25 protein-coding genes and 2 pseudogenes are annotated in these 25,022 nt (G+C 44.4%); 13 read left to right on the forward strand and 14 right to left on the reverse strand.

Annotated features, from left to right (window positions below; genetic code table 11):
- Positions 1 to 23 precede the first annotated feature (23 nt).
- A complete protein-coding gene (locus NYE49_RS05240; RefSeq protein ID WP_003233335.1) occupies positions 24 to 623 on the forward strand; it encodes a 1-acylglycerol-3-phosphate O-acyltransferase in 600 nt (199 codons plus the stop codon).
- A 68-nt stretch (positions 624 to 691) separates the two neighbouring features.
- On the opposite strand, the gene NYE49_RS05245 is transcribed toward NYE49_RS05240, so the two are convergent.
- On the reverse strand, positions 692 to 2,026 hold the full coding sequence (locus tag NYE49_RS05245; RefSeq protein ID WP_009966903.1) for a hemolysin family protein: 1,335 nt from the start codon (positions 2,024 to 2,026) through the stop codon (positions 692 to 694).
- 60 nt (positions 2,027 to 2,086) lie between these two features.
- The gene (gene cueR / locus NYE49_RS05250; protein ID WP_010886460.1) at positions 2,087 to 2,518 is read right to left on the reverse strand and encodes a Cu(I)-responsive transcriptional regulator; all 432 of its coding nucleotides are present in this window, start codon (positions 2,516 to 2,518) and stop codon (positions 2,087 to 2,089) included.
- Between the two features lie 156 nt (positions 2,519 to 2,674).
- Between cueR and NYE49_RS05255 the strand changes: the two genes are divergently transcribed.
- Both NYE49_RS05255 and NYE49_RS05260 read left to right on the forward strand, forming a co-directional pair.
- Positions 2,675 to 3,856 carry a pyridoxal phosphate-dependent aminotransferase gene (locus NYE49_RS05255; RefSeq protein WP_047183551.1) on the forward strand — a complete coding sequence of 394 codons (1,182 nt, stop codon included), beginning with the start codon at positions 2,675 to 2,677 and terminating at the stop codon, positions 3,854 to 3,856.
- Between the two features lie 299 nt (positions 3,857 to 4,155).
- A complete protein-coding gene (locus NYE49_RS05260; RefSeq protein ID WP_015483017.1) occupies positions 4,156 to 5,541 on the forward strand; it encodes a hemolysin family protein in 1,386 nt (461 codons plus the stop codon).
- A gap of 13 nt (positions 5,542 to 5,554) precedes the next feature.
- On the opposite strand, the gene crcB is transcribed toward NYE49_RS05260, so the two are convergent.
- Genes crcB through NYE49_RS05275 form a run of 3 tightly spaced genes read right to left on the reverse strand, consistent with a single transcriptional unit; the run spans position 5,555 to position 7,021 of the window.
- Positions 5,555 to 5,911, reverse strand: a complete 357-nt coding sequence (gene crcB / locus NYE49_RS05265) for a fluoride efflux transporter CrcB (RefSeq protein ID WP_041335608.1) — start codon at positions 5,909 to 5,911, stop codon at positions 5,555 to 5,557.
- Positions 5,908 to 6,303: a CrcB family protein gene (locus NYE49_RS05270; protein WP_015483018.1), complete on the reverse strand. Its 396-nt coding sequence runs from the start codon at positions 6,301 to 6,303 to the stop codon at positions 5,908 to 5,910. Before NYE49_RS05270 ends, crcB begins: the two co-directional genes overlap by 4 nt.
- Positions 6,290 to 7,021: a glycerophosphodiester phosphodiesterase family protein gene (locus NYE49_RS05275; RefSeq protein ID WP_047182350.1), complete on the reverse strand. Its 732-nt coding sequence runs from the start codon at positions 7,019 to 7,021 to the stop codon at positions 6,290 to 6,292. The genes NYE49_RS05270 and NYE49_RS05275 overlap by 14 nt, the downstream gene beginning before the upstream one ends.
- Positions 7,022 to 7,254: 233 nt before the next feature.
- Between NYE49_RS05275 and NYE49_RS05280 the strand changes: the two genes are divergently transcribed.
- The 3 genes from NYE49_RS05280 (at position 7,255) to srtN (ending at position 9,439) form a co-directional block, all read left to right on the forward strand.
- Positions 7,255 to 7,362 (forward strand): YhdX family protein, encoded by a 108-nt coding sequence (locus NYE49_RS05280; protein WP_009966908.1) that lies wholly within the window; start codon positions 7,255 to 7,257, stop codon positions 7,360 to 7,362.
- Between the two features lie 148 nt (positions 7,363 to 7,510).
- Complete coding sequence (gene mscY, locus NYE49_RS05285; RefSeq protein WP_015383218.1) at positions 7,511 to 8,626, forward strand: small-conductance mechanosensitive channel protein MscY; 1,116 nt, start codon at positions 7,511 to 7,513, stop codon at positions 8,624 to 8,626.
- Between the two features lie 69 nt (positions 8,627 to 8,695).
- On the forward strand, positions 8,696 to 9,439 hold the full coding sequence (srtN, locus tag NYE49_RS05290) for a sirtuin NAD-dependent deacetylase (protein ID WP_014476294.1): 744 nt from the start codon (positions 8,696 to 8,698) through the stop codon (positions 9,437 to 9,439).
- A 23-nt stretch (positions 9,440 to 9,462) separates the two neighbouring features.
- Here srtN and NYE49_RS05295 read toward each other — a convergent pair whose 3' ends face one another.
- Positions 9,463 to 10,311 carry a polysaccharide deacetylase family protein gene (locus NYE49_RS05295; protein WP_342410971.1) on the reverse strand — a complete coding sequence of 283 codons (849 nt, stop codon included), beginning with the start codon at positions 10,309 to 10,311 and terminating at the stop codon, positions 9,463 to 9,465.
- A gap of 284 nt (positions 10,312 to 10,595) precedes the next feature.
- On the opposite strand from NYE49_RS05295, the gene dat reads away from it, so the two are divergent.
- Both dat and NYE49_RS05305 read left to right on the forward strand, forming a co-directional pair.
- Positions 10,596 to 11,444 carry a D-amino-acid transaminase gene (gene dat / locus NYE49_RS05300; protein ID WP_047182352.1) on the forward strand — a complete coding sequence of 283 codons (849 nt, stop codon included), beginning with the start codon at positions 10,596 to 10,598 and terminating at the stop codon, positions 11,442 to 11,444.
- A gap of 123 nt (positions 11,445 to 11,567) precedes the next feature.
- Positions 11,568 to 12,718, forward strand: a protein-coding gene (locus NYE49_RS05305) for an IS3 family transposase (RefSeq protein WP_144413657.1) whose coding sequence is annotated in 2 segments (ribosomal slippage) — positions 11,568 to 11,841 and positions 11,841 to 12,718 — 1,152 coding nt in all. Because the reading frame shifts where the segments join, the coding sequence is not laid out codon by codon here.
- A 58-nt stretch (positions 12,719 to 12,776) separates the two neighbouring features.
- Here NYE49_RS05305 and nhaC read toward each other — a convergent pair.
- The gene (nhaC, locus tag NYE49_RS05310) at positions 12,777 to 14,138 is read right to left on the reverse strand and encodes a Na+/H+ antiporter NhaC (protein ID WP_047182353.1); all 1,362 of its coding nucleotides are present in this window, start codon (positions 14,136 to 14,138) and stop codon (positions 12,777 to 12,779) included.
- A 126-nt stretch (positions 14,139 to 14,264) separates the two neighbouring features.
- Positions 14,265 to 14,764, reverse strand: a pseudogene (locus tag NYE49_RS05315) (universal stress protein).
- A gap of 163 nt (positions 14,765 to 14,927) precedes the next feature.
- On the opposite strand from NYE49_RS05315, the pseudogene NYE49_RS05320 reads away from it, so the two are divergent.
- The 3 genes and pseudogenes from NYE49_RS05320 to bmrD all read left to right on the forward strand — a co-directional run.
- A pseudogene (locus NYE49_RS05320) lies at positions 14,928 to 15,086 on the forward strand (hypothetical protein); the annotation flags it as partial.
- 122 nt (positions 15,087 to 15,208) lie between these two features.
- Complete coding sequence (bmrC, locus tag NYE49_RS05325; RefSeq protein WP_047182354.1) at positions 15,209 to 16,966, forward strand: multidrug ABC transporter ATP-binding protein BmrC; 1,758 nt, start codon at positions 15,209 to 15,211, stop codon at positions 16,964 to 16,966.
- A complete protein-coding gene (gene bmrD / locus NYE49_RS05330; RefSeq protein WP_047182355.1) occupies positions 16,963 to 18,984 on the forward strand; it encodes a multidrug resistance ABC transporter ATP-binding protein/permease BmrD in 2,022 nt (673 codons plus the stop codon). Before bmrC ends, bmrD begins: the two co-directional genes overlap by 4 nt.
- Positions 18,985 to 19,033: 49 nt before the next feature.
- On the opposite strand, the gene NYE49_RS05335 is transcribed toward bmrD, so the two are convergent.
- From NYE49_RS05335 to spaC, 6 genes are all read right to left on the reverse strand, one after another.
- Positions 19,034 to 19,654, reverse strand: coding sequence for an SDR family oxidoreductase (locus NYE49_RS05335; protein ID WP_047182356.1), 621 nt, complete (start codon positions 19,652 to 19,654; stop codon positions 19,034 to 19,036).
- A gap of 38 nt (positions 19,655 to 19,692) precedes the next feature.
- Positions 19,693 to 19,818: a hypothetical protein gene (locus NYE49_RS05340; RefSeq protein WP_003245136.1), complete on the reverse strand. Its 126-nt coding sequence runs from the start codon at positions 19,816 to 19,818 to the stop codon at positions 19,693 to 19,695.
- A 104-nt stretch (positions 19,819 to 19,922) separates the two neighbouring features.
- Positions 19,923 to 20,126, reverse strand: coding sequence for a beta type acid-soluble spore protein SspB (gene sspB / locus NYE49_RS05345; RefSeq protein ID WP_003233287.1), 204 nt, complete (start codon positions 20,124 to 20,126; stop codon positions 19,923 to 19,925).
- Positions 20,127 to 20,336: 210 nt separating this feature from the next.
- Positions 20,337 to 20,555, reverse strand: a complete 219-nt coding sequence (locus NYE49_RS05350) for a YheE family protein (RefSeq protein ID WP_010886462.1) — start codon at positions 20,553 to 20,555, stop codon at positions 20,337 to 20,339.
- 149 nt (positions 20,556 to 20,704) lie between these two features.
- On the reverse strand, positions 20,705 to 22,066 hold the full coding sequence (yheD, locus tag NYE49_RS05355; protein WP_015383228.1) for a spore coat associated protein YheD: 1,362 nt from the start codon (positions 22,064 to 22,066) through the stop codon (positions 20,705 to 20,707).
- Positions 22,056 to 23,147, reverse strand: a complete 1,092-nt coding sequence (gene spaC / locus NYE49_RS05360) for a spore coat associated protein SpaC (protein ID WP_003233283.1) — start codon at positions 23,145 to 23,147, stop codon at positions 22,056 to 22,058. Before spaC ends, yheD begins: the two co-directional genes overlap by 11 nt.
- Before the next feature lie 266 nt (positions 23,148 to 23,413).
- On the opposite strand from spaC, the gene NYE49_RS05365 reads away from it, so the two are divergent.
- Together NYE49_RS05365 and NYE49_RS05370 are read left to right on the forward strand one after the other, a co-directional pair.
- Positions 23,414 to 24,547 carry a DUF445 domain-containing protein gene (locus NYE49_RS05365; protein ID WP_047182357.1) on the forward strand — a complete coding sequence of 378 codons (1,134 nt, stop codon included), beginning with the start codon at positions 23,414 to 23,416 and terminating at the stop codon, positions 24,545 to 24,547.
- 92 nt (positions 24,548 to 24,639) lie between these two features.
- A complete protein-coding gene (locus tag NYE49_RS05370) occupies positions 24,640 to 24,993 on the forward strand; it encodes a YlbF family regulator (protein WP_003224239.1) in 354 nt (117 codons plus the stop codon).
- Positions 24,994 to 25,022: the final 29 nt, after the last annotated feature.

A 25,022-nucleotide genomic window follows, 5' to 3' on the forward strand; every position in this document is an offset into this window, starting at 1 on the left:
GATTACGACAAAGGAAGTGCGATATGTATAAGTTTTGTGCAAATGCTTTAAAAGTTATTCTTTCTCTTCGCGGAGGAGTGAAGGTGTATAACAAAGAAAACCTTCCGGCCGATTCAGGTTTTGTCATCGCGTGTACACATTCCGGCTGGGTTGATGTGATTACACTCGGAGTCGGGATTCTTCCTTATCAAATACACTACATGGCGAAAAAAGAGCTTTTTCAAAATAAATGGATCGGTTCGTTTCTGAAGAAAATTCATGCCTTTCCGGTAGATCGGGAAAATCCCGGGCCAAGCAGTATTAAAACGCCGATTAAGCTGCTGAAAGAAGGAGAGATCGTCGGTATCTTCCCAAGCGGAACAAGAACCTCTGAGGATGTGCCTTTGAAAAGAGGTGCGGTGACGATTGCGCAAATGGGGAAAGCGCCGCTTGTCCCCGCTGCATATCAGGGCCCCTCAAGCGGAAAAGAATTATTCAAAAAAGGAAAAATGAAGCTGATTATCGGTGAGCCTCTTCACCAGGCTGATTTTGCCCACCTGCCTTCAAAGGAAAGACTTGCAGCAATGACAGAGGCTTTGAATCAGCGTATTAAAGAACTAGAGAATAAACTTGATCAGCTATAAGGCGTTCTGAGAGATTGCCCTGAAACTGTGAAAATAAGAAAAGCACCTTATACAAGGTGCTTTTCTTATTATGCTTCCTGCTGGTTAGCTGTCTCCAGAAGTTCTTCTTCTTGAAGCTTTTTCACTTCAATATATGCGACGTGGTGGCCGTCAATTTCATTAATGATGAATTCGCAGCCCTCTTCGATGATGGAATCATCTTTTTCAACATCGTATTTTTGAGTAAGGAACCAGCCGCCGATTGTATCGACTTCTTCGTTCTCTAAATGAATGCCTAGCAGGTCGTTTACTTGGTCAATTAACACTTTTCCGTCAAGAATATAATGGCCTTCGCCGATTTTGCGGATTTCGCTAATTTCATCAATATCAAATTCGTCGCGGATTTCACCGACAATTTCCTCAATGATGTCCTCAACCGTCACAAGCCCGGCAGTACCGCCGTATTCATCAGACAATATGGCCATGTGGACCCTCTCTTTTTGCATTTTGACAAGCAGGTCTTGGATCGGCGCAGATTCAATGACATGAATGATCGGGTTGACGAATTGAGAAATGGTGGAATCAACAGATACCTCACCGCTGATGCAGGCGGTCAGCACTTCTTTAATGTTAATAACCCCGATAATGTTATCTTTATCGCCCTCTTCCACAGGGTAGCGGGTATATTTTTCAATCTGAATGATGTCCATCATTTCAGAAATCTTGATATCATGCGGAAGGCTGACAATTTCGGTCCGCGGAATCATAATTTCTTTCGCAAGCCTGTCGTCAAATTCAAAGATTTTATTCACATATTTAAACTCTGATTGGTTGATTTCACCGCTTTTATAGCTTTCAGACAAAATGATTCGCAGCTCTTCTTCTGAGTGAGCCAGTTCGTTTTCTGAAACGGTCTCCAGGCCAAAGGCTTTGGTCAATAACCGTGCGGAATTGTTCAAAAGCCAAATGAATGGGAACGCGATGCGGTAAAACCAAATCAGCGGTTTCGCAAACAGCATAGACACTGCTTCCGCCTTTTGGATAGCGACTGTCTTAGGTGCAAGTTCTCCGACAACAACGTGTAAGAACGTGATAATGGCATACGCAAAAATAAACGATATGACATGTGAAAGGGAACCTGGAACGTTCATTTGTACGAAAAGCGGGTGAAGCAGCCTTTCGATCGTTGATTCACCTAAAACCCCTAATCCGATGGAAGTCAATGTAATTCCGAGCTGACACGCAGATAAATATTCATCAAGATGCGTGGTCACTTTTTTTACGGCTATTGCTGCTTTATTTCCTTCCGCGATCAGCTGATCGATCCGTGAGCCTCTGATTCTGATAATGGCAAACTCAGATGCCACGAAAAATGCCGTCAGGGCGATTAAAACAGCAACTAAAATCAAATTCACTATGTCCAATTAGAACCTTCACTCTAGCAATGAGAATGAAGGTAACACCTCCTGTTAGATAAAATGGTTTTAACTTAACAGCAGCATAAATGATTGGAACACGGCGAGCTTTTCAGGCGGGAGTTTGCTTTTCAGCTTGTCACGATCCTCGGGCTTCAGCCGTTCAAACCGATGCAAGATTCCGGAGATGTTTTGATTCATATGATCAATTTCTAATGCCAGATTTCCAATTTCATCATCAAGTTTAGCTGAAGAGGGAAACTGGTTCTCCAGTCGATCTTTAATATCGGACAGGGCCAATCGCTGCTTCTTGCAATCTACAATAAATATAAGTCGTTTGAGTGCATTTTCGTCGTAGTAACGGTAATTTGAACAGGATCTGGCCGGCGTAAGCAGACCGAGATTCGTATAATAATCAACTGTCCGTTTCGTTACTCCGGCGAGTGCCGCTAGTTCACTGATGCGATAAGTCTCAGCCCCATCTATATCCCTCCCAACCATCACGTTATAGTTATGAGAATAGTTTAATATATGAACGGTGTCTTGCACAAGTTTATTGTTTTTTTCGGACCGGAATTGGAAGTTGTGGAATTCATCATCTGATTGAAGTAACATAGGAAGATAGAATTTTCAAATTTTTATATGCGGAAGGGACAGATGAAATTGGCTGGGTTATCCCGGGAAGTTGAAGAAAACTTAAATAAAGGATCATGGATTCGCAAGCTGTTTGATGAAGGTGCAAGGCTGAAGAAGGAGTTCGGGGAAGACCAGGTATTTGATTTTTCACTCGGCAACCCGATTGTTGAACCGCCTGAAGCTTTTAAGAGAGCGTTAATAGAGGAAGCTGAAAAAGGCAGCCACGGATACATACAAAACCAAGGGCTTCCTGCAGCCAGAGAAAAAGTCGCGCAATTTCTGGGGTCGCGTTTTGAAGCTGATTTCTCAGCGGAGCGTATCGTCATGACGGTGGGCGCGGGAGGCGCTTTGAATGTTGCGTTAAAAAGCATCGTAAACCCTGGGGAAGAGGTCATTATTCTCGCACCTTATTTTGCCGAATATAAGTTGTATATTGAGAACTACGGGGGAAAGCCCGTCAGCTGCCCGTTGACAGGCCGGTTTGAGATCGACATTGAAGCGGTAAGGCAATCGATCACTCCACAGACGAAAGGGCTGATCCTCAATACACCGCATAACCCCACAGGCACGGTTCTCAGCCAGAAAAATATAGACGATTTAGGCGCTTTATTAAAAGAAATAGAAGAGAAGAGCGGCCAGACGATTTATGTGCTGTTTGATGAACCGTACAGTCAATTAATCTATGATGAAGAGCTGGCAAATCCGTTTCAATCGTACCATCGTGTGATATTGGCCAGCTCATTCAGTAAAGATCTCGGCATAGCCGGGGAGCGGCTCGGGTATATCGGATTGGACAGCCGAATGCCGGATGCGGACCTTTTGATCAACGCTTTTGTGTATTGTAATCGAACGCTTGGATTTGTGAATGCCCCTGTCATGATGCAGCGGGCTGTGGCACGAATGGATGATTTAAGAGTAGACGCGAGCGCTTATAAAGAGCGCCGGGATTTAATGGTAGACATTTTAAAAGAAGCCGGTTTTGAATTTGAAATGCCAAAGGGAGGTTTCTTTGTTTTTCCGAGATCGCCGATTGAAGATGAAGTTGCATTTTGCGTGCATGCCGCCCAAAAATACAAATTATTAATTGTGCCGAGCAGCGGTTTTGGAATGAGCGGGCATTTCCGATTATCCTTCAGTGTGCCGATCGAGCAGATTAAAAACTCACGGGACATTTTCATTTCTTTATATAAAGATTTTGCTTAAGAAGGCAAAGAAAAGAAAACAGTTTTCAAGGCTGTTTTCTTTTTATATCCGCAAAATCCTTCCTCTTCCAATCCAGACAGGCGCAGAATTGACCATGATAAAAGTCTAAAAATTAAAAATCATTTTTGGAATGAGTTGTGTTACAATAAAATATACAATTTATAATCAAACTTTGACTTTTGGAGGTGGTATGATGGGGCCCTCTGCTTAGGCAACAATACACCGCGTACCTCAATGTTAAGGAAAAATGATTATATCAGGAGGTGACTCCTTATCCTTTGTTGAGAGGATAGGGTTAAATGGACGATATTGACAGTCTGATTTTAATTGGCGTGCTCATTGCTTTAACCGCGTTTTTCGTTGCAAGCGAGTTTGCGATTGTTAGAGTAAGGAGATCCAGAATAGATCAGCTTATCACAGAAGGAAACAAACGGGCGATACTCGCAAGGCGTGTCATTACAGATTTGGATGAATATTTATCCGCATCCCAGCTAGGCATTACATTGACATCAATCGGGCTTGGCGTACTGGGTGAGCCGGCCTTTGAACGGCTGCTGCATCCACTGTTTGAACCGCTCGGCTTGCCGGAATCGGTTTCACATGCAGTCTCTTTTGCAGTCGCGTACGGCTTGATCACGTTCCTGCACGTTGTTGTAGGTGAACTGGCCCCGAAAACGGTCGCGATTCAAAAGGCAGAACAGCTGACTTTACTGATAGCGGGCCCTTTGCGTTTATTCTATTTGCTCCTGTTTCCGTTTATTTGGATCCTCAATGGATCGGCGCGGCTTTTATGCGGGATGTTCGGTTTGAAGCCTGCGTCAGAACATGATGGTTCCCATTCTGAGGAAGAACTCAGGATGCTGTTATCTGAGAGTTTAAAAAACGGAGAGATTAATCCGTCTGAATATAAATATGTGAATAAGATTTTTGAATTTGATAATCGGATCGCCAAAGAAATTATGATACCGCGGAAGGAAATGGCTGCTGTGTCAACTGAGATGACGATGGCCGAGATGCTTGAAGTCATGCTGAAGGAAAAATACACGCGCTGGCCAGTCACAGATGGAGACAAAGACAGTGTGATCGGTTTGGTCAATACGAAGCATTTGTTTTCTGATTTGCTGTTTATGACAGAAGAAGAACGAATGAAGATGACGATCCATCCGTATGTGAGGCCGGTCATCGAAGTGATTGAAACGATCCCGGTTCATGACTTGCTGATTAAAATGCAGCGCGAGCGCATTCATATGGCTATATTGTCGGATGAATACGGAGGAACCTCGGGACTTGTGACGACAGAGGATATTCTTGAGGAAATTGTCGGAGAGATCAGAGATGAATTTGATGAAGATGAACAGCCGCTGATCCAAAAGCTTGGCGACGGCCATTATGTGATGGATGGAAAGGTTCGGATCGATCAGGTGAACAGCCTTCTTGGCGCATCGATTCAAGAAGACGTCGATACGATCGGCGGGCTGATATTAAAAGAAAACATCGATATTGAGGCTGGCGAATCCATTCGCATCGGTTCATATACGATAAAGGTGCTGAAGATGGATGGCCGATTAATCAAGCAAATCGATATAAAAGAAGAAGCCGGCAACACAACCGGGATTACGGCGCACCACAAGCTGCCGCTGCCTGAGCCTGTGATGCTGAACAGTGCAACCTTGAGCGAGAAATAAGCTCAAGGTTTTTTTACATTGTGATTGTCCAGCCGCACCAAAATGCCAAAAGCGACCCGCAAAGTGTCAGGGCGATGTACAAGATGCTTTCTATTACACGTTTGGCCATAAGGAGTTGAATACTTTCAACGCTGAAAGTGGAAAAGGTCGTAAAGGCGCCAAAAAACCCCGTGCCGATGATAAGCGAGACCGAAGCATTTGCAACGTGAAGTCCTGTAAATATTCCGAGCCCGAGAGCTCCGAGAATATTGACTGTCAGTATGCCAATGGGCAGGCTGAGACCTTTGGTTTTGGCGGTTATGACATTGCCAAGCCAGAAGCGAAGCATTGCGCCAAGTCCGCCCCCTATGAAAATACCCGCTAGTGTCATCTTTCCTGCAGCCCCTTTCTTTGCTGAATGCCTGCTATGCGCCGTCCCGCAAAAACACCAATCAGTGCAAATATGATCCCTGATATCAATGAGGCTGCCACATATAAAAGAGCCAATGAGGGTTGTTCTTGCAAAAGCATCACTGTTTCCTTAGAAAACGTGGACATTGTTGTGAAGCCTCCGCAAAAGCCGGTGCCTAAAAAAGCCGACAGCAGAGGCCGTTTTGCCCCGATCATAAAAAATCCGGTCAAAATGCCTAATAGAAGGCTGCCTGCCGCATTTTCCAGCCAGGTTGACGCCGGGAACTGACCGGTGTGTATCCATAAGTTTAATCCGTATCGGAGGCAGGCGCCAAGCGCGCCTCCGATAAAAACCGCGCTATATATTTTCATGTTTGCCATCCTTTATGACGAAATCCGGGTAATCTGTAACGATGCCGTCCACGCCCATGGCTTGTAATTTTGCCGCTGTCTTTTGATTGTTGACAGTCCATGCAAATATGGTTAAGCCATTTTTATGGACGGAGCCGATCATCAGACGGTTGAGCCGTGTGTATTTTATATTGACATAGTTTGCAAAAGAGCGGAAGGCCTTCATCTGATTTCTGGACAGCATGCCAAAGTTGGGCCTTGTAATGATGGCTGTCGGAATCGATGGATAAAGCTCGCGGAATCTTTGGACGGAGCGGAACTGAAAGGATTGAACAATATTATTGATAGAAAAAGAAAATTGCCCTAATAGCTGCCCCACCTCTTCTTCAATTCCGACTTGAGACGGATGGCCTTTTAGTTCAATTAAAAGGCCGATTTTTTTGTGGTAGCGCTTGAGCACCGCTTCCAGGGTCGGAATACGCTCTCCTTGAAAAGCGGGGCCGTACCAGCTTCCTGCATCGAGTTTTTGCAATTCCTCCAAGGTAAAATCCTTAACAAAGCCCGATCCGTTTGTTGTTCGGTCAACCCTGTCATCGTGTATCACAACAATCTGCCTGTCTTTTGTAAGCTGAACATCCAGTTCGATCATATCTGCATTCATTTTCACCGCAAGGTCAAATGCGGCAATCGTATTTTCCGGAGCGTAGCCGGATGCTCCGCGATGGGCAATGATGTACAAGCTAAGTCAGCTCCTCGTATGGGCATTTCTGTTATTGTATCAAATCCATATATGCACCGCGATACAAACTGGTGAATTTTTTCTGCCATATCGGAATGGTCCGGGCTGAGGAATGCGTATAACTAAAAAAAGACACTCAGCGTATCAGAACACATTTCGTCAGAAAATTAGGTCTTTCGACATGTTCACAACAAAATATGATCCTTTATAATAGCAAAAAAGGAGGCGAGATCATGGGAAAAGGGAGAATCAGAGTGGAGGAAAGAATTAAAGCCGAAACGGATGCTGAAATGCAAAAAGCAACTCTCCTTGATCAGACACAAACGAAAAAAGGTAAGTGACTGTCCCTATTGAATCTGGCTGATAGATGAATTGAGAAATGACCCCGGCGTTTCGCCGGGGTTTTGTGCTACAAAAGACATTTAAATGAACATCCTTACGAATATTTTAGTATAATAAACAATTGATTGGGATAGAGGGGAGACAGTCATGCCGGATTATCTGCAACAGTATTTTACGCTTGATATCATCATTCAAATCGGCATCAGCTTGGCGATTTTGCTGGTGTTTCTTATACTTAGAAAATTATTCACAAGATATTTCTTTAACCTGCTTTTTAATTTGACAAACCGGCCGAAAACAGAAATCTTTAAACAGGTGGTTCTGGCGTTTGATAAGCCGGCCAGATGGTTTTTTGTTGCCCTTGGGCTGTTTTTGGCGATCCGGTATTCACCGTTTTTAGATGAGCAAATGCCGGTCATCAGCAAAATATACCGCTCACTGATTGTGGCGCTCTTGTGCTGGGGTCTTTGTAATTTGACCGCAACATCGTCGTTTATCTTCCATAAGGTGAATCAGCGCTTCGAGCTTGACATGGATGACATTCTAGCCCCGTTTTTATCCAAATTGCTCCGTTTTGTAATCATTGCGCTCAGTGTCAGTGTGATCGCTCAGGAATTCAATTATGATGTCAACGGATTTGTAGCGGGCCTTGGTCTTGGCGGACTGGCTTTTGCGCTTGCCGCGAAGGATACCATCAGCAACTTCTTCGGCGGTATTATTATTATTACTGAAAAGCCGTTTACAATTGGTGACTGGGTGGAGACGTCGACAGTAACAGGATCAGTCGAGGATATTACCTTTAGGAGCACGAGATTCAGAACAGCACAGGGGGCACTTGTAACGGTGCCGAACTCTACGCTGTCGATGGAAGCGATCACGAACTGGACAAGAATGACCAAACGCCAGATTACGTTTTCCATCCATGTGTCCTACGCTACGCCGATTGAGAACCTTGAACGCTCCATTCATTCTCTCAGAACAATGCTCTTAGAGCATGAGGGCGTTGATAATGAAACAATCATGGTCAACTTCGATACGTTTGCCGACAGCTACTACAATTTATTTTTTAACTTCTATACAAAAACGACAGTTTGGGCTGAAAACCTTAATATTAGAGAGGATATCAACTATAAAATTATTGAGATTTTAGGTGCAGAAGGTGTCCAGTTTGCATATCCCGGCCAAATGGTTGTTGTCAAGCAAAAGCACGAAAGCGACCCATTCCAGGTGAATCTAAATAAAGAGGAAAAGGAACGGGCTTAAAAGAGAGACTTCGTCTGACAGAGGCGGAGTCTTTTTCATGGTAAAATAAGAGAAAAAGGCGGTGTTGAGTTGGAAGCATTCAAAAGTATTCTACATGAAGCACAGAGAATTGTTGTGCTGACCGGAGCGGGAATGAGCACAGAATCAGGGATTCCCGACTTTCGTTCAGCAGGTGGCATTTGGACGGAAGATGCCTCAAGAATGGAAGCGATGAGCCTTGATTATTTTTTAAGTCATCCGCGTCTGTTTTGGCCCAAATTCAAAGAATTGTTTCAGATGAAAATGAGCGGCAGCTTTGAACCGAATGAAGGACACTTGCTTTTAGCTGAGCTGGAGAAGCAAGGGAAGCAGGTCGATATTTTTACGCAAAACATTGACGGTCTTCATAAAAAAGCGGGGAGCAGGCATGTATACGAACTGCATGGTTCTATCCAGACAGCAGCTTGTCCGGCATGCGGCGCCCGATATGATCTTCCCCATTTGCTGGAGCGGGAGGTGCCGGAGTGCACGGCGGCCGGAAACAATGGGGACATTTGCGGAACGGTATTAAAAACCGATGTTGTTCTCTTTGGCGACGCCGTCATGCACTTTGACACCCTTTATGAAAAGCTGGATCAAGCAGATCTTTTATTGGTTATCGGCACGTCTCTCGAAGTGGCTCCGGCTAGATTTGTGCCTGAGGATGCAAGTCTGATTCCCGGCATGAAGAAAGTCATCATAAACCTTGAACCAACGTATTGCGACAGCTTGTTTGACATGGTCATCCATCAAAAAATCGGCGAGTTTGCCCGAAGTTTGGGCATAAAAAAGTGAGCCGCCTTATGCGCCTCACTTTTTTATTCATGAACAGGAACCATTGTGTCCTCTAACACTCCGAAGGAATATCCTTTTTCTTTTAATTTATTGATTAGTACCGGCAGCGCGTTTACGGTAGCGGGAAGATCATGCATGAGAATCACATTCGGGCGGCCTGAAGAGCTGTGTTCCATATTTTCAAGCTGCTCTAACACGGCCGTCACATACTTTGAATTTCGGTATTTCCAGTCCATGCTGTCAATCGTCCAATCCCAGTACACAAAACCGTCTTTCTCAAGATTGCGGATTTGTGAGGGGGTTAGTGACGGCTTGCTTCCGTAGGGCGTTCTGACAAGAGCGGTTTTATAACCTGTAATGTCCTGCAGCGTGTCACGCGCCTCCTGCATTTCTTTTAGCGGAGATGTCGGTGTTTGATAGAACAATCTGTTATTGTGGGTAACGCCATGTAAACCGAGTGCGTGGCCTTCCTTTTCTGCTCTTTTCACAGCTTGTTTGAATTCGTTCATCCGCGGTGACAGCATAAAAAACGTCGCTTTTACATCAGCGCTTTTCAGTACATCGAGCAAGCGGTTTGTAAAGGCTGACGGGCCGTCATCGAAGGTTAAGTAAACCGTTTTATCTCCCATGTCCTGCTTTGTCTGCAGATGTTTTATCAGCAGATCGGGGGAGTCGTTTTTCAGCTTAAGGCTTTCCTTCTCATCTCGAAGCTGTCCGTTAATTGTGACAGTGACTTCCTTTGCTTTCGTTGAACTGTTGGAATAACCCAAAATCACCATAAGCAAAAGCAGCACACATAAAACTGTTAAACTTGCAAATTTAAAAGCAAGCGAAACTGCAGAAGGAGAAGCCTCTCCTCTCGTTTGTCGCATAACAATCTCTCCATTGGCATAAAATCTCTACATAATGCTGTACAGCAGGCAGCTTATGAAGATGCCTTATGTTTACAACCTATGTATTACCAGTCAAGTATACAGGAATAAAACTGGAAAGCACATAGAAAATTTGTCGAAATGTCAGATTTTAAGGAAAAAATAAACTCCTTTCCGCTATAGATCTCTTGATCTTTCTGTTTTTCAGCTTGTCCAATATGGTAGAATTAGTGACAATGACAGCTTGAATTACATCAGGGACATCTCGAAAAGGGAGGGCTTTTATGAAGGTTTTAGTCAATGGCCGGCTGATTGGGCGCAGTGAAGCATCAATCGATTTGGAAGATCGCGGTTATCAGTTTGGTGACGGCATCTATGAAGTGATCAGGGTGTACAAAGGAGTATTGTTTGGCTTACGTGAGCATGCTGAGCGTTTTTTCAGAAGTGCTGCTGAAATCGGAATTTCACTGCCATTCAGTATAGAAGATCTCGAGTGGGACCTGCAAAAGCTTGTACAGGAAAATGCGGTCAGTGAGGGAGCGGTATACATTCAGACAACAAGAGGTGTGGCCCCGCGAAAACACCAGTATGAAGCCGGCCTCGAGCCGCAGACTACTGCTTATACGTTTACGGTGAAAAAACCGGAGCAAGAGCAGGCATACGGAGTGGCGGCCATTACAGATGAGGATCTTCGCTGGCTAAGATGTGATATCAAAAGTCTGAATTTACTGTATAATGTCATGACAAAGCAAAAGGCCTATGAAGCGGGAGCATTTGAAGCCATTTTACTTAGGGACGGCGTTGTTACGGAGGGTACATCCTCTAACGTTTATGCCATTATCAACGGCACGGTGCGAACACATCCGGCTAACCGCCTCATTCTCAATGGAATTACACGAATGAATATTTTAGGACTGATTGAGAAGAATGGGATTAAACTGGATGAGACTCCTGTCAGTGAAGAAGAGTTGAAACAGGCGGAAGAGATCTTTATTTCGTCAACGACGGCAGAAATTATTCCGGTTGTGACGCTCGATGGACAATCGGTCGGAAGCGGGAAACCCGGACCGGTGACCAAACAGCTTCAGGCTGCTTTTCAAGAAAGCATTCAACAGGCTGCTAGCATTTCATAAATGAACGAAGAAAAGAGCCCGCTTTTTACGGGACTGACCCCATAAGATGAGACAAATAAAAACACCTTCAAGTTTGAAAACGGATGATTGTTATCCGAAATTAGACTTGGAGGTGTTTTTTCTATGGGGACAAGAGTGAGTTATCCGGTTGAAGTTAAACAGAAGGCTGTAGAAATGAGATTGGCAGGCGTGCCTATGAAAGAGATCATGCAGAAATTGAATATTAAGAATAAGACACAGGTTCAGACATGGGTTAGATGGCATAAGGCTGGGGATACACATCGATTCGAACAGCCTGTTGGAAAGCAATACACTTACGGAAAAGGTCCGGAGTATTCTTCCGAATTAGAGAAACTGCAGGCAGAGAATCGTTATCTGAGACAACAGAATGAAGTTTTAAAAAAGTACAACGAATTGGAAAGGAAGTTGATAGCGAAACGTCAGTCGAACTTGTAGAAGTATTGCACAGCACAATGACCGTGCAGGATATCTGTGTTCATTTAGGTATCTCACGTGCGTCTTATTATCGTTGGAAGAAGAATCTGACGAAAGATCATCCCAAGCGCCATTTGGAAAAACAAATCGGCACGTTGTGCCGAGAGCACAAGTATCGATATGGATATCGGAAAATCACAGCCATATTAAAAAAGGGAATGTGTATCAACCATAAAACGGTTCAACGTATTATGCAGGAAAATCAGTGGCAGTGCCGAGTTAAGGTGAAAAAGCGTAAGAAGAATGGGCAGCCATATGCCGTAGTCGATAATATATTGGATCGGAACTTTCAGTCTGATCGCCCTCTTGAAAAACTAGTAACGGACATCACTTATTTGCCTTATGGACAGAAACAATTGTACCTTTCCAGTATATTGGATTTATACAATGGAGAAGTGATTGCTTTTACGATTGGAGATAAACAGGACACAGATTTTGTTCTAAATACACTTGATCAGCTGCCAACACTTCCCGAGAACTGCGTGTTACATAGTGACCAAGGATCTGTGTATACATCTTACGAGTATCAGAAAGCTGTTAAAACAAAAGGCATTACCATGAGCATGTCCCGCAAAGGGACGCCCGCTGATAATGCCACCATCGAATCGTTTCATTCCTCATTAAAGTCTGAAACGTTCTATCTGAACAGCATTGATCGTACTACGACCGCCATCGTAGAACGCACTGTCACAGAATACATTCATTATTATAACAATATTCGTATTCAAACGAAACTAAACAACCAATCACCGATAAACTATCGGCAATTGGCTGTTTAAAAGGTGTTTTGATCCCTGTCTCAAAAACGGGGGTCAGTCCCTTACAGCGGGGCTCTTTTTATTTTTTAACAAATCCAATCAAAATGGAGATCATCGGCGATATATAGAGGAAGAACGTAAACGGGATGTAGTCTATGACTGGAACATCAAGTGCGCTCGCCATAAATGCGCCGCTGACGCCCCAAGGAATCAATGGGTTAATTAATGTTCCGCCGTCCTCTAATGACCTTGTCAGAAATTTTCGCTGGATGTTTTGTTTGTCATATAAGGATTTAAATGATTGTCCCGGTATTAATATCGATAAATACTGTTCGCCGGTTGCCAAGTTGACGCCGATGCTTGAGCAGACAGTTGCTGCAACAAGACGGCCTTTTGAGCGGATGCCTTTCATGACGCCTTCCAATAGTGCAGAAATCAATCCGATTTTCTCCATCAATCCGCCAAGTGCAAAAGCAATCATAATGAGAGAGACAGAGCCCATCATGGATTGCAGTCCGCCTCTGTTGATAATTTTAGCGGCTGCCTCATTGTCAGTTTCGAAAGTTGTGCCATTTTGCAAAGCTGTCATAAACGCCTGCAGGCTGCTGTCGGGTACAAAAATAGCAGTCAAAATTCCCGAGGAAATAATTCCGGCAGTCAGAACGGGGATTACTGATACCCGTTTAATTGCCAGCAAAACGACTAAGAGCGGAGAAAGAAGGGCCCACGGTGTCACGTTTGCAGCATCTTTTATTCCGGTTATGACCTGCTGAATATTATCGGTTGAAGCAGCGTCCGCTGACACTGATGAACCGAGAAAGTAAAACAGAACGACAGTGATGAGCAAAGCTGGAATGGTTGTGCCCATCATATGGCGAATGTGTTCAAAGATCGGTATTTCGCCTATCCCGGCTGCAAAGTTGGTTGTGTCCGACATCGGCGACATTTTATCCCCAAAACAAGCGCCGCATATGACTGCGCCTGCTGTCCATTCAAGCGGAACGCCAGCCGCGCTCGCCACGCCAATCAGCGCTACTCCGATTGTGCTTACAGTTGTCAGGCTTGAGCCAACAAGTGTGCTGATGATCATACATGAAAACAAAGCAGTCAACAGAAGGTGGCTTGGTTCAATAAAGGCTAGGGCATAAACTGTCACAGTCGGTATTGCGCCGCTGTACATCCAGGCGCCGATTAAGATGCCGATCAGCGCTAGAACAATAATCGGCTGTACGCCGTTTTTGATCCCGTCTACAATCCCTTTTTCAATACTCTTCCAGGAAAATCCAAACCATAAAGCTGCTGCTGAAAGCATGACAACACTTAAAAACAGCGGGATATGAGGTTCTACATGAAGCAAGAATAAGCAAGAAATAATAATGCATAACATGAATATAAATAAACCGACGGCTAACGGAAACGTCAGCTTTTTTTGAGAATCCAAAATAACACCCCATATTTATCTTTAATGCTTTTGTGCTTTTGGGCACGAAAGCATTATAACAGAAAAAAACGAAAATCTATGTTTTTTCACAATTATGAATATAAAAGAAGTGAGCACAGGGCGTGCTCACTTTACAATCAGGACGGGTATATCCGATTTTGCTGAAAGCTTTTCACTTACACTTCCGAATATTAGCTTTTTCAGCCTGTTTTGGTCTCTGCTTCCGGTTACGATCATATCGGCAGAAATGCGGTTTGCATGCTCGATAATTGATTCAGCCGGATCGCCTTCTAATATATCGATATCTCCATCTGCCTGCTGTTCATTCAGCATCATTCTGGCTTCGGCGATGACTTCTTCCGTACGGTCTTCATAGATCATTGGCTCAGGTGATGTTACACCGATATCAGTGGATCAGGAACACTTGTCACGCCTCCGCTGATATAGCTTGCCTCAGCTGCGGGTCTGGGCGGGTCGATGACGGTCTGATTGTCTTTCATATCATGTGAATGGGCGACGGTAATAGTGGCATTTACGGTTTTAGCAAGATCAATGGCTGTCTGAAGCGCTTTCTTACTATTTTCACTTCCGTCAAACGCAACAATGATACGGTCAGCATGGAACATCCTTCTCACCCTTTCAAAGCGTCTTACAACACTACTACCCGAATTTGAGCACAATTAACCTTTTCCTATTCAAGTAATGATTGACAATAAAAGGTTTTGTTTATATGATGATAAAAAGATGAAATCAGAATGGAAGGAGGGTTTGCTATGCCAAGGAATTTGCATGTTTATCAAACAGTTTCATATTGGCGCGGCAAACCTTTTGTTCTGTTTTCGTGAACGGTTTTTTAGGTCGGACCGCGCGCTGAAAAGCGCTGTGCGTAACATATCGGTTAAAAAAGGCATGGAGCTGACGCTTCATGCCTTTTTTATATACAAAATCTATGGAAAGACAGGTGTATGGGATGTGAAGACAAATACAGAGGCGAGGGCTGTTCGTGCCAAATTGGATGAAAAAAGCTGCAAGGAAAAAATAGAAGGCGGCTGATGAGGAGATGGGGATAGATGTTTTCAGTTTTGAAAAAGCTTGGCTGGTTTTTTAAGGCGTACTGGCTGCGCTATACGATTGCGATTGTCCTTTTATTAGCAGTCAATATCATTGAAATGTTTCCGCCTAAGCTCTTGGGGAACGCCATAGATGATATGAAAGCAGGGGCGTTTACTGCGGAAGGGCTGCTGTTTTATATCGGTATCTTTTTTGTGCTGACGGCGGCCGTGTATATCATGTCTTATTTTTGGATGCATCAGCTGTTTGGCGGAGCGAATCTGATGGAGAAAATTCTTCGTACGAAGCTGATGGGGCATTTGCTGACTATGTCGCCGCCGTTTTATGAAAAAAACCGGACAGGCGATTTAATGGCACGAGGGACAAATGATCTTCAGGCCGTCAGTTTAACGACAGGGTTTGGCATCTTGACGTTAGTCGATTCTACGATGTTTATGATGACGATCTTTTTGACGATGGGGTTTTTGATCAGCTGGAAGCTGACCTTTGCCGCCATTATCCCGCTTCCAGTCATGGCGATTGCAATCAGTCTATATGGAAGTAAAATTCATGAGCGGTTTACTGAGGCCCAAAACGCGTTCGGGGCGCTGAATGACAGAGTGCTGGAATCTGTTTCAGGCGTGCGGGTGATTCGCGCGTATGTTCAGGAAACAAACGATGTTCGCCGGTTTAATGAAATGACCGCTGATGTTTATCAGAAAAATATGAAAGTGGCTTTTATTGATTCCCTGTTTGAGCCGACGGTGAAACTGCTTGTCGGCGCAAGCTATCTGATTGGGCTCGGCTACGGAGCGTTTCTTGTATTCCGGAACGAGCTGACGCTTGGAGAGTTAGTGTCCTTTAACGTTTATCTAGGCATGATGATTTGGCCGATGTTTGCAATCGGTGAACTCATTAACGTGATGCAGCGCGGCAATGCGTCATTAGACCGGGTAAATGAAACTCTTTCTTATGAAACGGATGTGACAGATCCAAAACAGCCCGCTGATCTTAAAGAGCCTGGAGATATCGTTTTCAGTCATGTCAGCTTTACATATCCAAGCTCAACAAGTGACAATCTTCAGGATATTTCATTTACGGTGCGAAAAGGGCAGACTGTCGGGATTGCAGGTAAAACCGGGAGCGGAAAAACGACAATTATTAAGCAGCTTTTGCGCCAGTATCCTCCAGGTGAAGGGAGCATTACATTTTCAGGCGTACCGATTCAGCAAATCCCTCTTGACCGGCTCCGCGGGTGGATCGGATATGTGCCTCAGGATCATTTACTGTTTTCACGGACTGTAAAAGAAAATATTTTATACGGAAAACAGGATGCAAGTGATAAAGAGGTTCAGCAAGCCATTGCCGAAGCACATTTTGAAAAAGATTTGCACATGCTTCCGTCCGGTCTGGAGACAATGGTCGGTGAAAAAGGCGTAGCACTGTCAGGCGGGCAGAAACAAAGAATTTCGATTGCGAGAGCACTCATGGCAAATCCGGAAATCTTGATCCTGGATGATTCGCTTTCCGCTGTAGATGCCAAAACAGAGGCTGCAATTATCAAGAACATCAGAGAAAACCGCAAAGGAAAAACGACAATGATTTTGACGCACCGATTATCCGCGGTAGAGCACGCCGACCTGATCCTTGTGATGGACGGCGGCGTCATTGCTGAGAGAGGCACGCATCAAGAACTGTTGGCCAATAATGGGTGGTACCGGGAACAATATGAAAGACAGCAGCTGTTCACTGCGGAAGAAGGGGGAGCAGGGGCATGAAAATAGGAAAAACGTTATGGAGATACGCACTTCTTTATCGAAAATTGCTGATCACAGCCGTCCTTTTGCTAGCTGTTGCCGTCGGTGCAGAACTGACTGGGCCCTTTATTGGCAAAAAAATGATAGACGACCATATCCTCGGCATTGAGAAAACATGGTATGAAGTTGCGGAAAAAGATAAAAATGCCGTTCAGTTTCACGGCGTCTCATATGTCAGAGAGGACCGCTTGCAGGAGCCTGTTTCAAAAGCAAAAGAAGCGCATATTTATCAAGTGGGAATGGCGTTCTATTTTGTTGATCAGGCTGTCAGCTTCGACGGGCATAGAACGGTTTCTGACGGGAAACTGACGATCACAAACGGAGACAAGAGCCGGGCATATGCTGCCGAAAAGCTGACTAAGCAGGAACTTTTCCAGTTCTATCAGCCGGAAATAAAGGGAATGGTGTTACTGATCTGCCTGTATGGGGGCTTGCTTGTGTTTTCGGTATTCTTTCAATACGGACAGCATTATCTGCTGCAGATGAGTGCCAATCGGATTATTCAAAAGATGAGGCAGGACGTGTTTTCGCACATACAGAAAATGCCGATTCGCTATTTTGACAACCTTCCGGCCGGAAAAGTCGTTGCGCGGATTACCAATGATACGGAGGCTATCAGGGATTTATATGTCACAGTGCTTTCAACATTTGTGACAAGCGGAATCTATATGTTCGGGATATTCACGGCTTTGTTTCTGCTTGATGTGAAGCTTGCGTTTGTATGTCTGGCAATTGTGCCGATTATCTGGCTGTGGTCGGTCATATACCGGAGATATGCGTCATATTACAACCAAAAAATCCGCTCGATCAACAGTGACATTAACGCAAAAATGAATGAGTCAATTCAAGGCATGACCATTATTCAGGCTTTCCGCCATCAAAAGGAAACAATGAGAGAATTTGAGGAATTAAATGAATCACATTTTTATTTCCAAAACAGGATGCTGAATTTAAACTCCTTAATGTCCCATAATCTGGTCAATGTCATCCGCAATCTTGCGTTCGTCTGTCTGATCTGGCATTTTGGCGGTGCGAGCCTGAATGCGGCCGGGATTGTTTCTATCGGTGTGCTGTACGCGTTTGTCGATTATTTGAACCGGTTATTTCAGCCGATCACAGGCATCGTCAATCAGTTTTCAAAGCTGGAGCTTGCAAGGGTCTCCGCCGGGCGTGTTTTTGAACTGCTTGAAGAAAAGAATACGGAAGAAGCGGGTGAACCGGCGAAGGAGCGTGCGCTGGGGCGGGTTGAATTTCGTGATGTGTCATTTGCGTATCAAGATGGTGAGGAGGTACTAAAGCATATTTCCTTTACCGCGCAAAAAAGTGAAACCGTAGCGCTCGTCGGCCATACTGGATCAGGAAAAAGCTCGATTTTGAATCTTCTGTTTCGTTTTTATGATGCGCAAAAAGGTGATGTCTTAATTGATGGAAAAAGCATTTACAACATGTCAAGACAGGAACTCAGGTCCCATATGGGCATTGTGCTTCAGGATCCGTACTTATTCTCGGGTACAATCGGATCTAACGTAAGTCTGGATGACGAAAGAATGACTGAAGAAGAAATAAAAAATGCACTGCGGCAAGTTGGTGCTGAGCCTCTTCTAAAGAAGCTTCCGAAGGGCATTAATGAGCCCGTGATTGAAAAAGGCAGCACGCTATCCTCGGGAGAGCGGCAGTTAATTTCTTTCGCTAGAGCTTTGGCGTTTGATCCCGCGATCTTGATTTTAGATGAAGCTACAGCGCATATTGATACAGAGACAGAGGCCGTAATCCAGAAGGCGCTTGATGTCGTCAAACAAGGACGCACCACCTTTGTCATCGCTCACCGGCTTTCAACAATCAGAAATGCTGATCAGATTTTGGTTCTTGATAAAGGAGAAATTGTTGAGAGAGGGAACCACGAGGAACTGATGGCATTAGAAGGCCAATATTATCAAATGTATGAACTGCAAAAGGGACAGAAACATTCCATTGCATAACGCTCAAAAAACCCAAAACAATCGTGTTTTGGGTTTTTGGTTTATGTAGTCAATAAGCCAGTCCGACACGGTATCCGACATACTTACCTGTAACGAGCTCACGATATAAAAAGTCCGCAGTATCGCCGACCGAAATGCTTGTGCCGCCCTCAGGCAAAACGTTACGCTCCGTACGATATACGCCGGTTGCTGTTCCGTCCGGGAGGTAAGTGGGGCAGATGATTGTCCAGTCTAATGATGATTCTTTAAGCATTTCGTATACTTTTGTATGCTCCTTGGCTGCGCGGGTCTGCTTTCGTTTCGATTCATTTGTTTCAAACCGGTATTTTCCCGGTTCATATCGGGAATCTAGGATCCCTGCGGTGCCGATCGTAATAAGCCGTTTGATATGCTGTTCCTCCATAGCGGAGAGAATGTGTGCCATAGCAGTTGACAAGGTATCATCACGATCTGTGCCTAGACAGCTGATCACGATTTCAGCATTCTCCATTATTTTTTTCACATCTTCTAAGCGGCGGGCGTTCCCCATGACGGTTCTGTCTTTTGAAAGGGGAAGATCAGCATGTTGAGATCTGATCAGAGCGAAAATATCAAATCTTTCATCTGCTGCAGCTTGTGTTAAAAAGGCCTGTCCGACGCGGCCGCTGGCTCCTAATAAAGCGATTTTCATCAAAAAACCTCCTCGCCTTTCATTATAAAAGGATGTTCTCAGTTTGAACAGCGCGGGAAAGAATACCTGTACAAATAAACAGAACGATGGGAAACATATTCATGAATCATGGATACACTTACGAACTGAACCAGCTCCCAATTCACAATGGTGATGAATGACACCCCGATTCCCTCCCTTTTTTTCTAGGATATGTGGAGCAGGAAAAAAGGGTGACAAAATAAAGAGAGCGCGGAAACCGCGCCCTCTATAGCCATATATTGAATTGTTATTGAACTCTGCCGCCCATTTGCTGCTGAGCGAAAGATACTAAACGTTTTGTGATTTCTCCTCCGACAGAACCGTTAGCGCGAGAAGTAGTGTCCGCTCCAAGGTTAACGCCGAATTCAGAAGCGATTTCAAGTTTCATTTGATCGATAGCCTGAGCTGCGCCAGGAACTAGTAAGTCATTTGAAGAGTTTTGGTTAGCCATGTGTAAAATCTCCTTTTTATTTAGTATGGTTGGGTTAACTGGAGTTGCACCAGATCTGTGAACCCTTATCGGGTGTCACTGCCGCCTCGGCGTAACCCAATGCTTTGCCGGCTTGTTACTACGTATTATGTTAAAATGGCCGGAAACTCATGCGGAGAATTGTGTGGTAAATCTTGAGAAAGCAAAAAAAGCTTAGCCGTTTAGGCTAAGCTAGTCATAAATATGAAAAAGCATCAGTTCATGTATCTCGTTTGTAAGAGCAGGCTCGTCAGCGCGGGCGGGAAACAAGTCTCCCCATTCAATCTCACCGCTCTTATGATAGATGCCTTCATAATGGGTCCCTTTATAATAAAATGATATTTTCCAACCGGGCAGCTTTTCTTTTGGGAACAACGGTTTCCAGCTGAAATGAGAAATCATAACGGCCACGCTCCTTACATTTGGTATCAATTGACCTGAATATAAACGGCTTATGTTCATTGTATCATTGTTCCAGAACATCATTGAAGAGGCCTTAATATGCAGTTTGTCCCAGCCTTGGATAAAGATAAGCCCGCTTTATTAAAAAAGCGGACAGGTTACGAAGGCCACAATGCTTCAGGAGATGTGATTGCCTTCTCAGATAAATAGGACGCGTATTCAAAGCTTCTTCGTTTTGTAAGAGAATCAACATGATGCAAATTTGGATGAGAAAAAATGCTTCGGCCCGGGCGCGAATTCGCTTCAAACATCCATACTTTACCGTTCTGATCAATGCCAAAATCGAAACCGATCTCCCCGATAAACCCCTCGATATGATCATGAAGGACATGGCTTGCCGTCAGTGCCGCTGCAGAAAGCTTTTTAATGACCTCAACTCTTTCAGCGGGATCATCGTATACTTCCGCAAGTGTCTTTACAGTGCCGCCGTTAGAAAGATGTGTTGTAATGCTGTTCTTTCCGGAAATTTTTACGGCAATTGCTGTCACTGTCCATTTTCCTTTTCTGTTTTTATTGGTATGGACACGGAAATCCGCTGGTTTGCCTTGAAATTCGATGAGATCAACACCTTGCTGAATGAGAAAGTCGGACGGGTTGTGCTGTTTTTGAAATTCTGCAAGGAATGAGGCGGCATCGGAATAATCAATCGAAGTAAATGTTTTGGCGTCATTCGTATGCTTTACCGTCAGGCCGCCATCTGTTCTTGTCAGCTGATAAATGCCGGTGCCGAGTGCTCCATTTGCCGGTTTGATATAGACTTTTTTGTATGCGCCACAGAGCTCATCTATCAGCTCCACAGATGGTGTCAGCTCGGATCTAGGCAAAAAGGGTGCCGTTCTCGGATCTTTTTCGAGCAATTGATGAACGTTCCATTTATTGAAAAACGTTTTATTAAACCATGGGATCTGATATTCATCGATCAGCCTCTTTTTTGTATGTTGCAAGAGAAGTGAATCTTCAATTTTTCGGTTCGGCAAACGATCATAAACGACGTTCGGCAATGGAACGATTTTTTTCTCCCAGCCGTTTTCCCTGTAAAGGAGGCCTTCAATCGTGCCTTCCTCCCAATTGATTTGGTGCGCGCCAAAAACGAAGCAGTAGCCTCCGGCTTGCTCGTGTAACGTGACAAGCTTAGAAAAAAAGAGGGAACGATCCTTAAATGGACGTTCAAGAGATACAGTAAACCCTGCCGTAAAGATGCCGACTAACGGCCCGATATGCACTGTATGATCATGAATCAGTATATCAGCCCTGCTTCGGTGGGGAAGCAAAAGCTCATGAAACAGATTTTCAGAGAGAAGCACGGTTTGTTCCAGATGCCGTCTGTAAGCAACGTGGCATCTGACAACCTTCGTTCCGAATGCGGCATGCAAAAGTCCGTCTTGCTTCAGCGAAGAGGGCAGAAACAGGGTGTTTTCACTGGTTTTGTCTATGCCGATCAAAAACCGTTTAGGATTCACGCGGAAGAACTCCTTTCTGGCTTTGCTCAGAAAACAGATATTGGCAGCGCTTTAGGGGACAAGTGTACAGCTGTTCTTTTTGCTCGGGAGAGACACGCAGGATTGACTTCCTGCCCGGTTTGGAATTGATATCTAAAATCCAAATTCTCCCGTCCTTTGCAAGACATATATCAAGACCGAGTTCAAACAACGGCCCGTAGCGCTCGTCAAGATAATACGGAACCGATTGGGTAATTGAAAACACATCATCTAGTAAAACCACTTGCTGTTTTTTCGGTATATCTTCAAACCAGGAGTCAAATGTCAGCGCATCAGATCCGCCTGACAAATTGGCCAGCAGCCCGTGTTTGTATCCGCGTCTTACTGCCTTTCCGACTGTATTCCATTCACCTGCTTCGTTTTTTTCCATAAACAGACGAATATCACAAGGGTATTGTTCCTTATCTTGAATGTTTAAGTAAGGCTGAAGCAAATATTGATGCTGAAGCACTTTTTTGCACCATGTTTTAAAAGAAGTCTGGTTGGAAAACGTTTTTGTCTGCTTATCCTTTCCGATGTGATAAGTAGCAGTGATGTTTTTCTTGCCCAGCTTCAAAAGAATCACGCCTCTGCCTCCCGCGCCGAATGCCGGTTTAAGGATGCAGGCTTTTTCTTTGGATAAAAAGGAGTGAATTTGTTCGTAGCGGTTCACCTTTATCGTTTCGGGAATATAGGGATTGATTACAGAGTGCTGCTGCAAATCGTGAAGGACGGTCCACTTATCGGGAAGACCCCGCCCGATAAATTCCGTTTTCGGATATTTTTTGAGCCACTCAACGATTGGTTTTGCTTTTTGGGAATGTGAATCCTTGCCGTAAAAACAGCGATCATAAATATAATCTGGAATCGCCATTTCAGTTTCGTTCCATGTGCTGCTGGCCGAATGATAGACCGATGCTTTGACACGCAGAGTGTCAGGTGAAATATCAAATGGTGTAAACCGGATGAAACGTATGCCGAATTCGGGTGCTCTTTTGGCCAGTTCTGCGGAATAATCCGCTTCATGCTGGCGGGATAAGGACATAAAACCGAGTGTTATCATGGTGAGACTCCCCCTTTTATTCAAAAGCTGCCGGCGGGTGTCCGCAGCTTTACACTAAATACATGTAAGACGAACGCAGCTGACGGTATTCTACTTTACAGAATACGATTCTCCACCTTGCCCTATTCCAAAAGAACAAGCTGATTTTCTAAGAATAGGAATTTGTCTCCTCGTTTGCTAAGTGATTGCATGAGCCTCTATAATACGTATAGGTACATAATCTATATGAAAAAAGCTGAAGCACAGATGGAGGAAGATGAATAGGAATGGGTATTGCAGGAACCTTTATTTTTATGATCGTGATCGGCGCTGCCATTGGAGCGGTGACCAATCATTTAGCAATTCAAATGCTGTTTAGGCCGTATAAAGCGTACTATTTGTTTGGGAAGCGAGTTCCTTTTACGCCCGGGCTGATTCCAAGACGGCGAGATGAACTTGCAAAACAAATGGGACTGATGGTAGTCAATCATCTCTTAACCCCTGAAGGCATTAAAAAGCGGCTCGTCTCTGATGCAGCCAAAACGCAGGCTCTTCGAGTGGGGGAACAGCTGATTCAAAAGCTGTCACTTTCTGAAGTGACAGTAAAAGAAGCGCTTGAAAAAGCCGGGATGAAGCGCCCCGAAAAAGCTGCTGATGCATGGATCAGCAGCTGGACCGATGATAAGCTGAATGAGCTTTTCCGCCAATACGGGGACCAATCGTTAAAAGAGCTGGTGCCTATAGAGGTGCAGGAAAAGCTTGAGGAAAAAATTCCGATGATTTCAGGATATATATTGTCACGGAGTGTCCGTTATTTTGAAAGTGATGAAGGAAAAATCCGTCTTGGCAATATGATTGATGACTTTTTAAAAGAGCGCGGCATGCTTGGAAGCATGGTGCAAATGTTTCTCGGCAATTCAAGCCTTGCGGATCGCGTGCTGCCGGAGCTGCTGAAATTCTTGCGGAATGAGGAAACAAATAAATTGCTTTCTGATCTCTTAAAAAACGAATGGGGCAAGCTGAGGGAGTATACGTTTAATGAAGCAGATGAAAAATGGAATGCAAAGGCGCTCATTTTCAGTTTGAAACGAAGAGTGCTGCAAGCATTTTCTACTGCCCCTTTCTTCGACAATACGATTGGCACGCTTACCGTCCGCTATGAATCTGAGCTGACCCAGCAAATGCTGCCGGCACTGTTAGACAAATTGCTTGAAGGGATTTCGTCCAACCTTGAAAGTGTCTTAAAACGGTTGCGTCTTGAGGAAATCGTCAAGGAGCAGGTGGATCAGTTCCCGGTGGAGCGTCTTGAAGAAATGGTGCTGTCCATTTCAAAAAAAGAATTTAAAATGATTACCTATTTGGGGGGCCTTCTCGGCGGAATGATAGGCGCGATTCAAGCACTGTTTGTCATCCTTTTTTAAGAAGAAATGGTTTTTGATTAATGAAAGGAGCTCCATAGTCTGTTATAGTGGAGTGGTATGTCAAACGGCAATGATGAAAGGAGCTATTTACAATGGCTGTTAATTTTTATGATGTAGCGTATGATCTGGAAAATGCATTACGCGGGAGCGAAGAGTTCACCCGTTTAAAAAACCTTTACGACGAAGTTAACGCAGATGAATCAGCGAAGCGCATGTTCGAAAACTTCCGTGATGTACAGCTTAGACTCCAGCAAAAACAAATGGCAGGAGAAGAGATTACACAAGAAGAAGTGACGCAGGCTCAAAAAACAGTTGCGCTTGTACAGCAGCACGAAAAAATTTCTCAGCTGATGGAAGCGGAGCAGCGCATGAGCATGCTGATTGGTGAATTGAACAAAATCATTATGAAGCCTTTAGAAGAGCTTTACGGCAGTGTTGAAGGCTAATCAGCAAAATCCCTTCTTGGATAAGAAGG

The organism is Bacillus sp. FSL L8-0358, assembly GCF_038593095.1.
Taxonomy (GTDB): Bacteria; Bacillota; Bacilli; order Bacillales; family Bacillaceae; genus Bacillus; species Bacillus subtilis.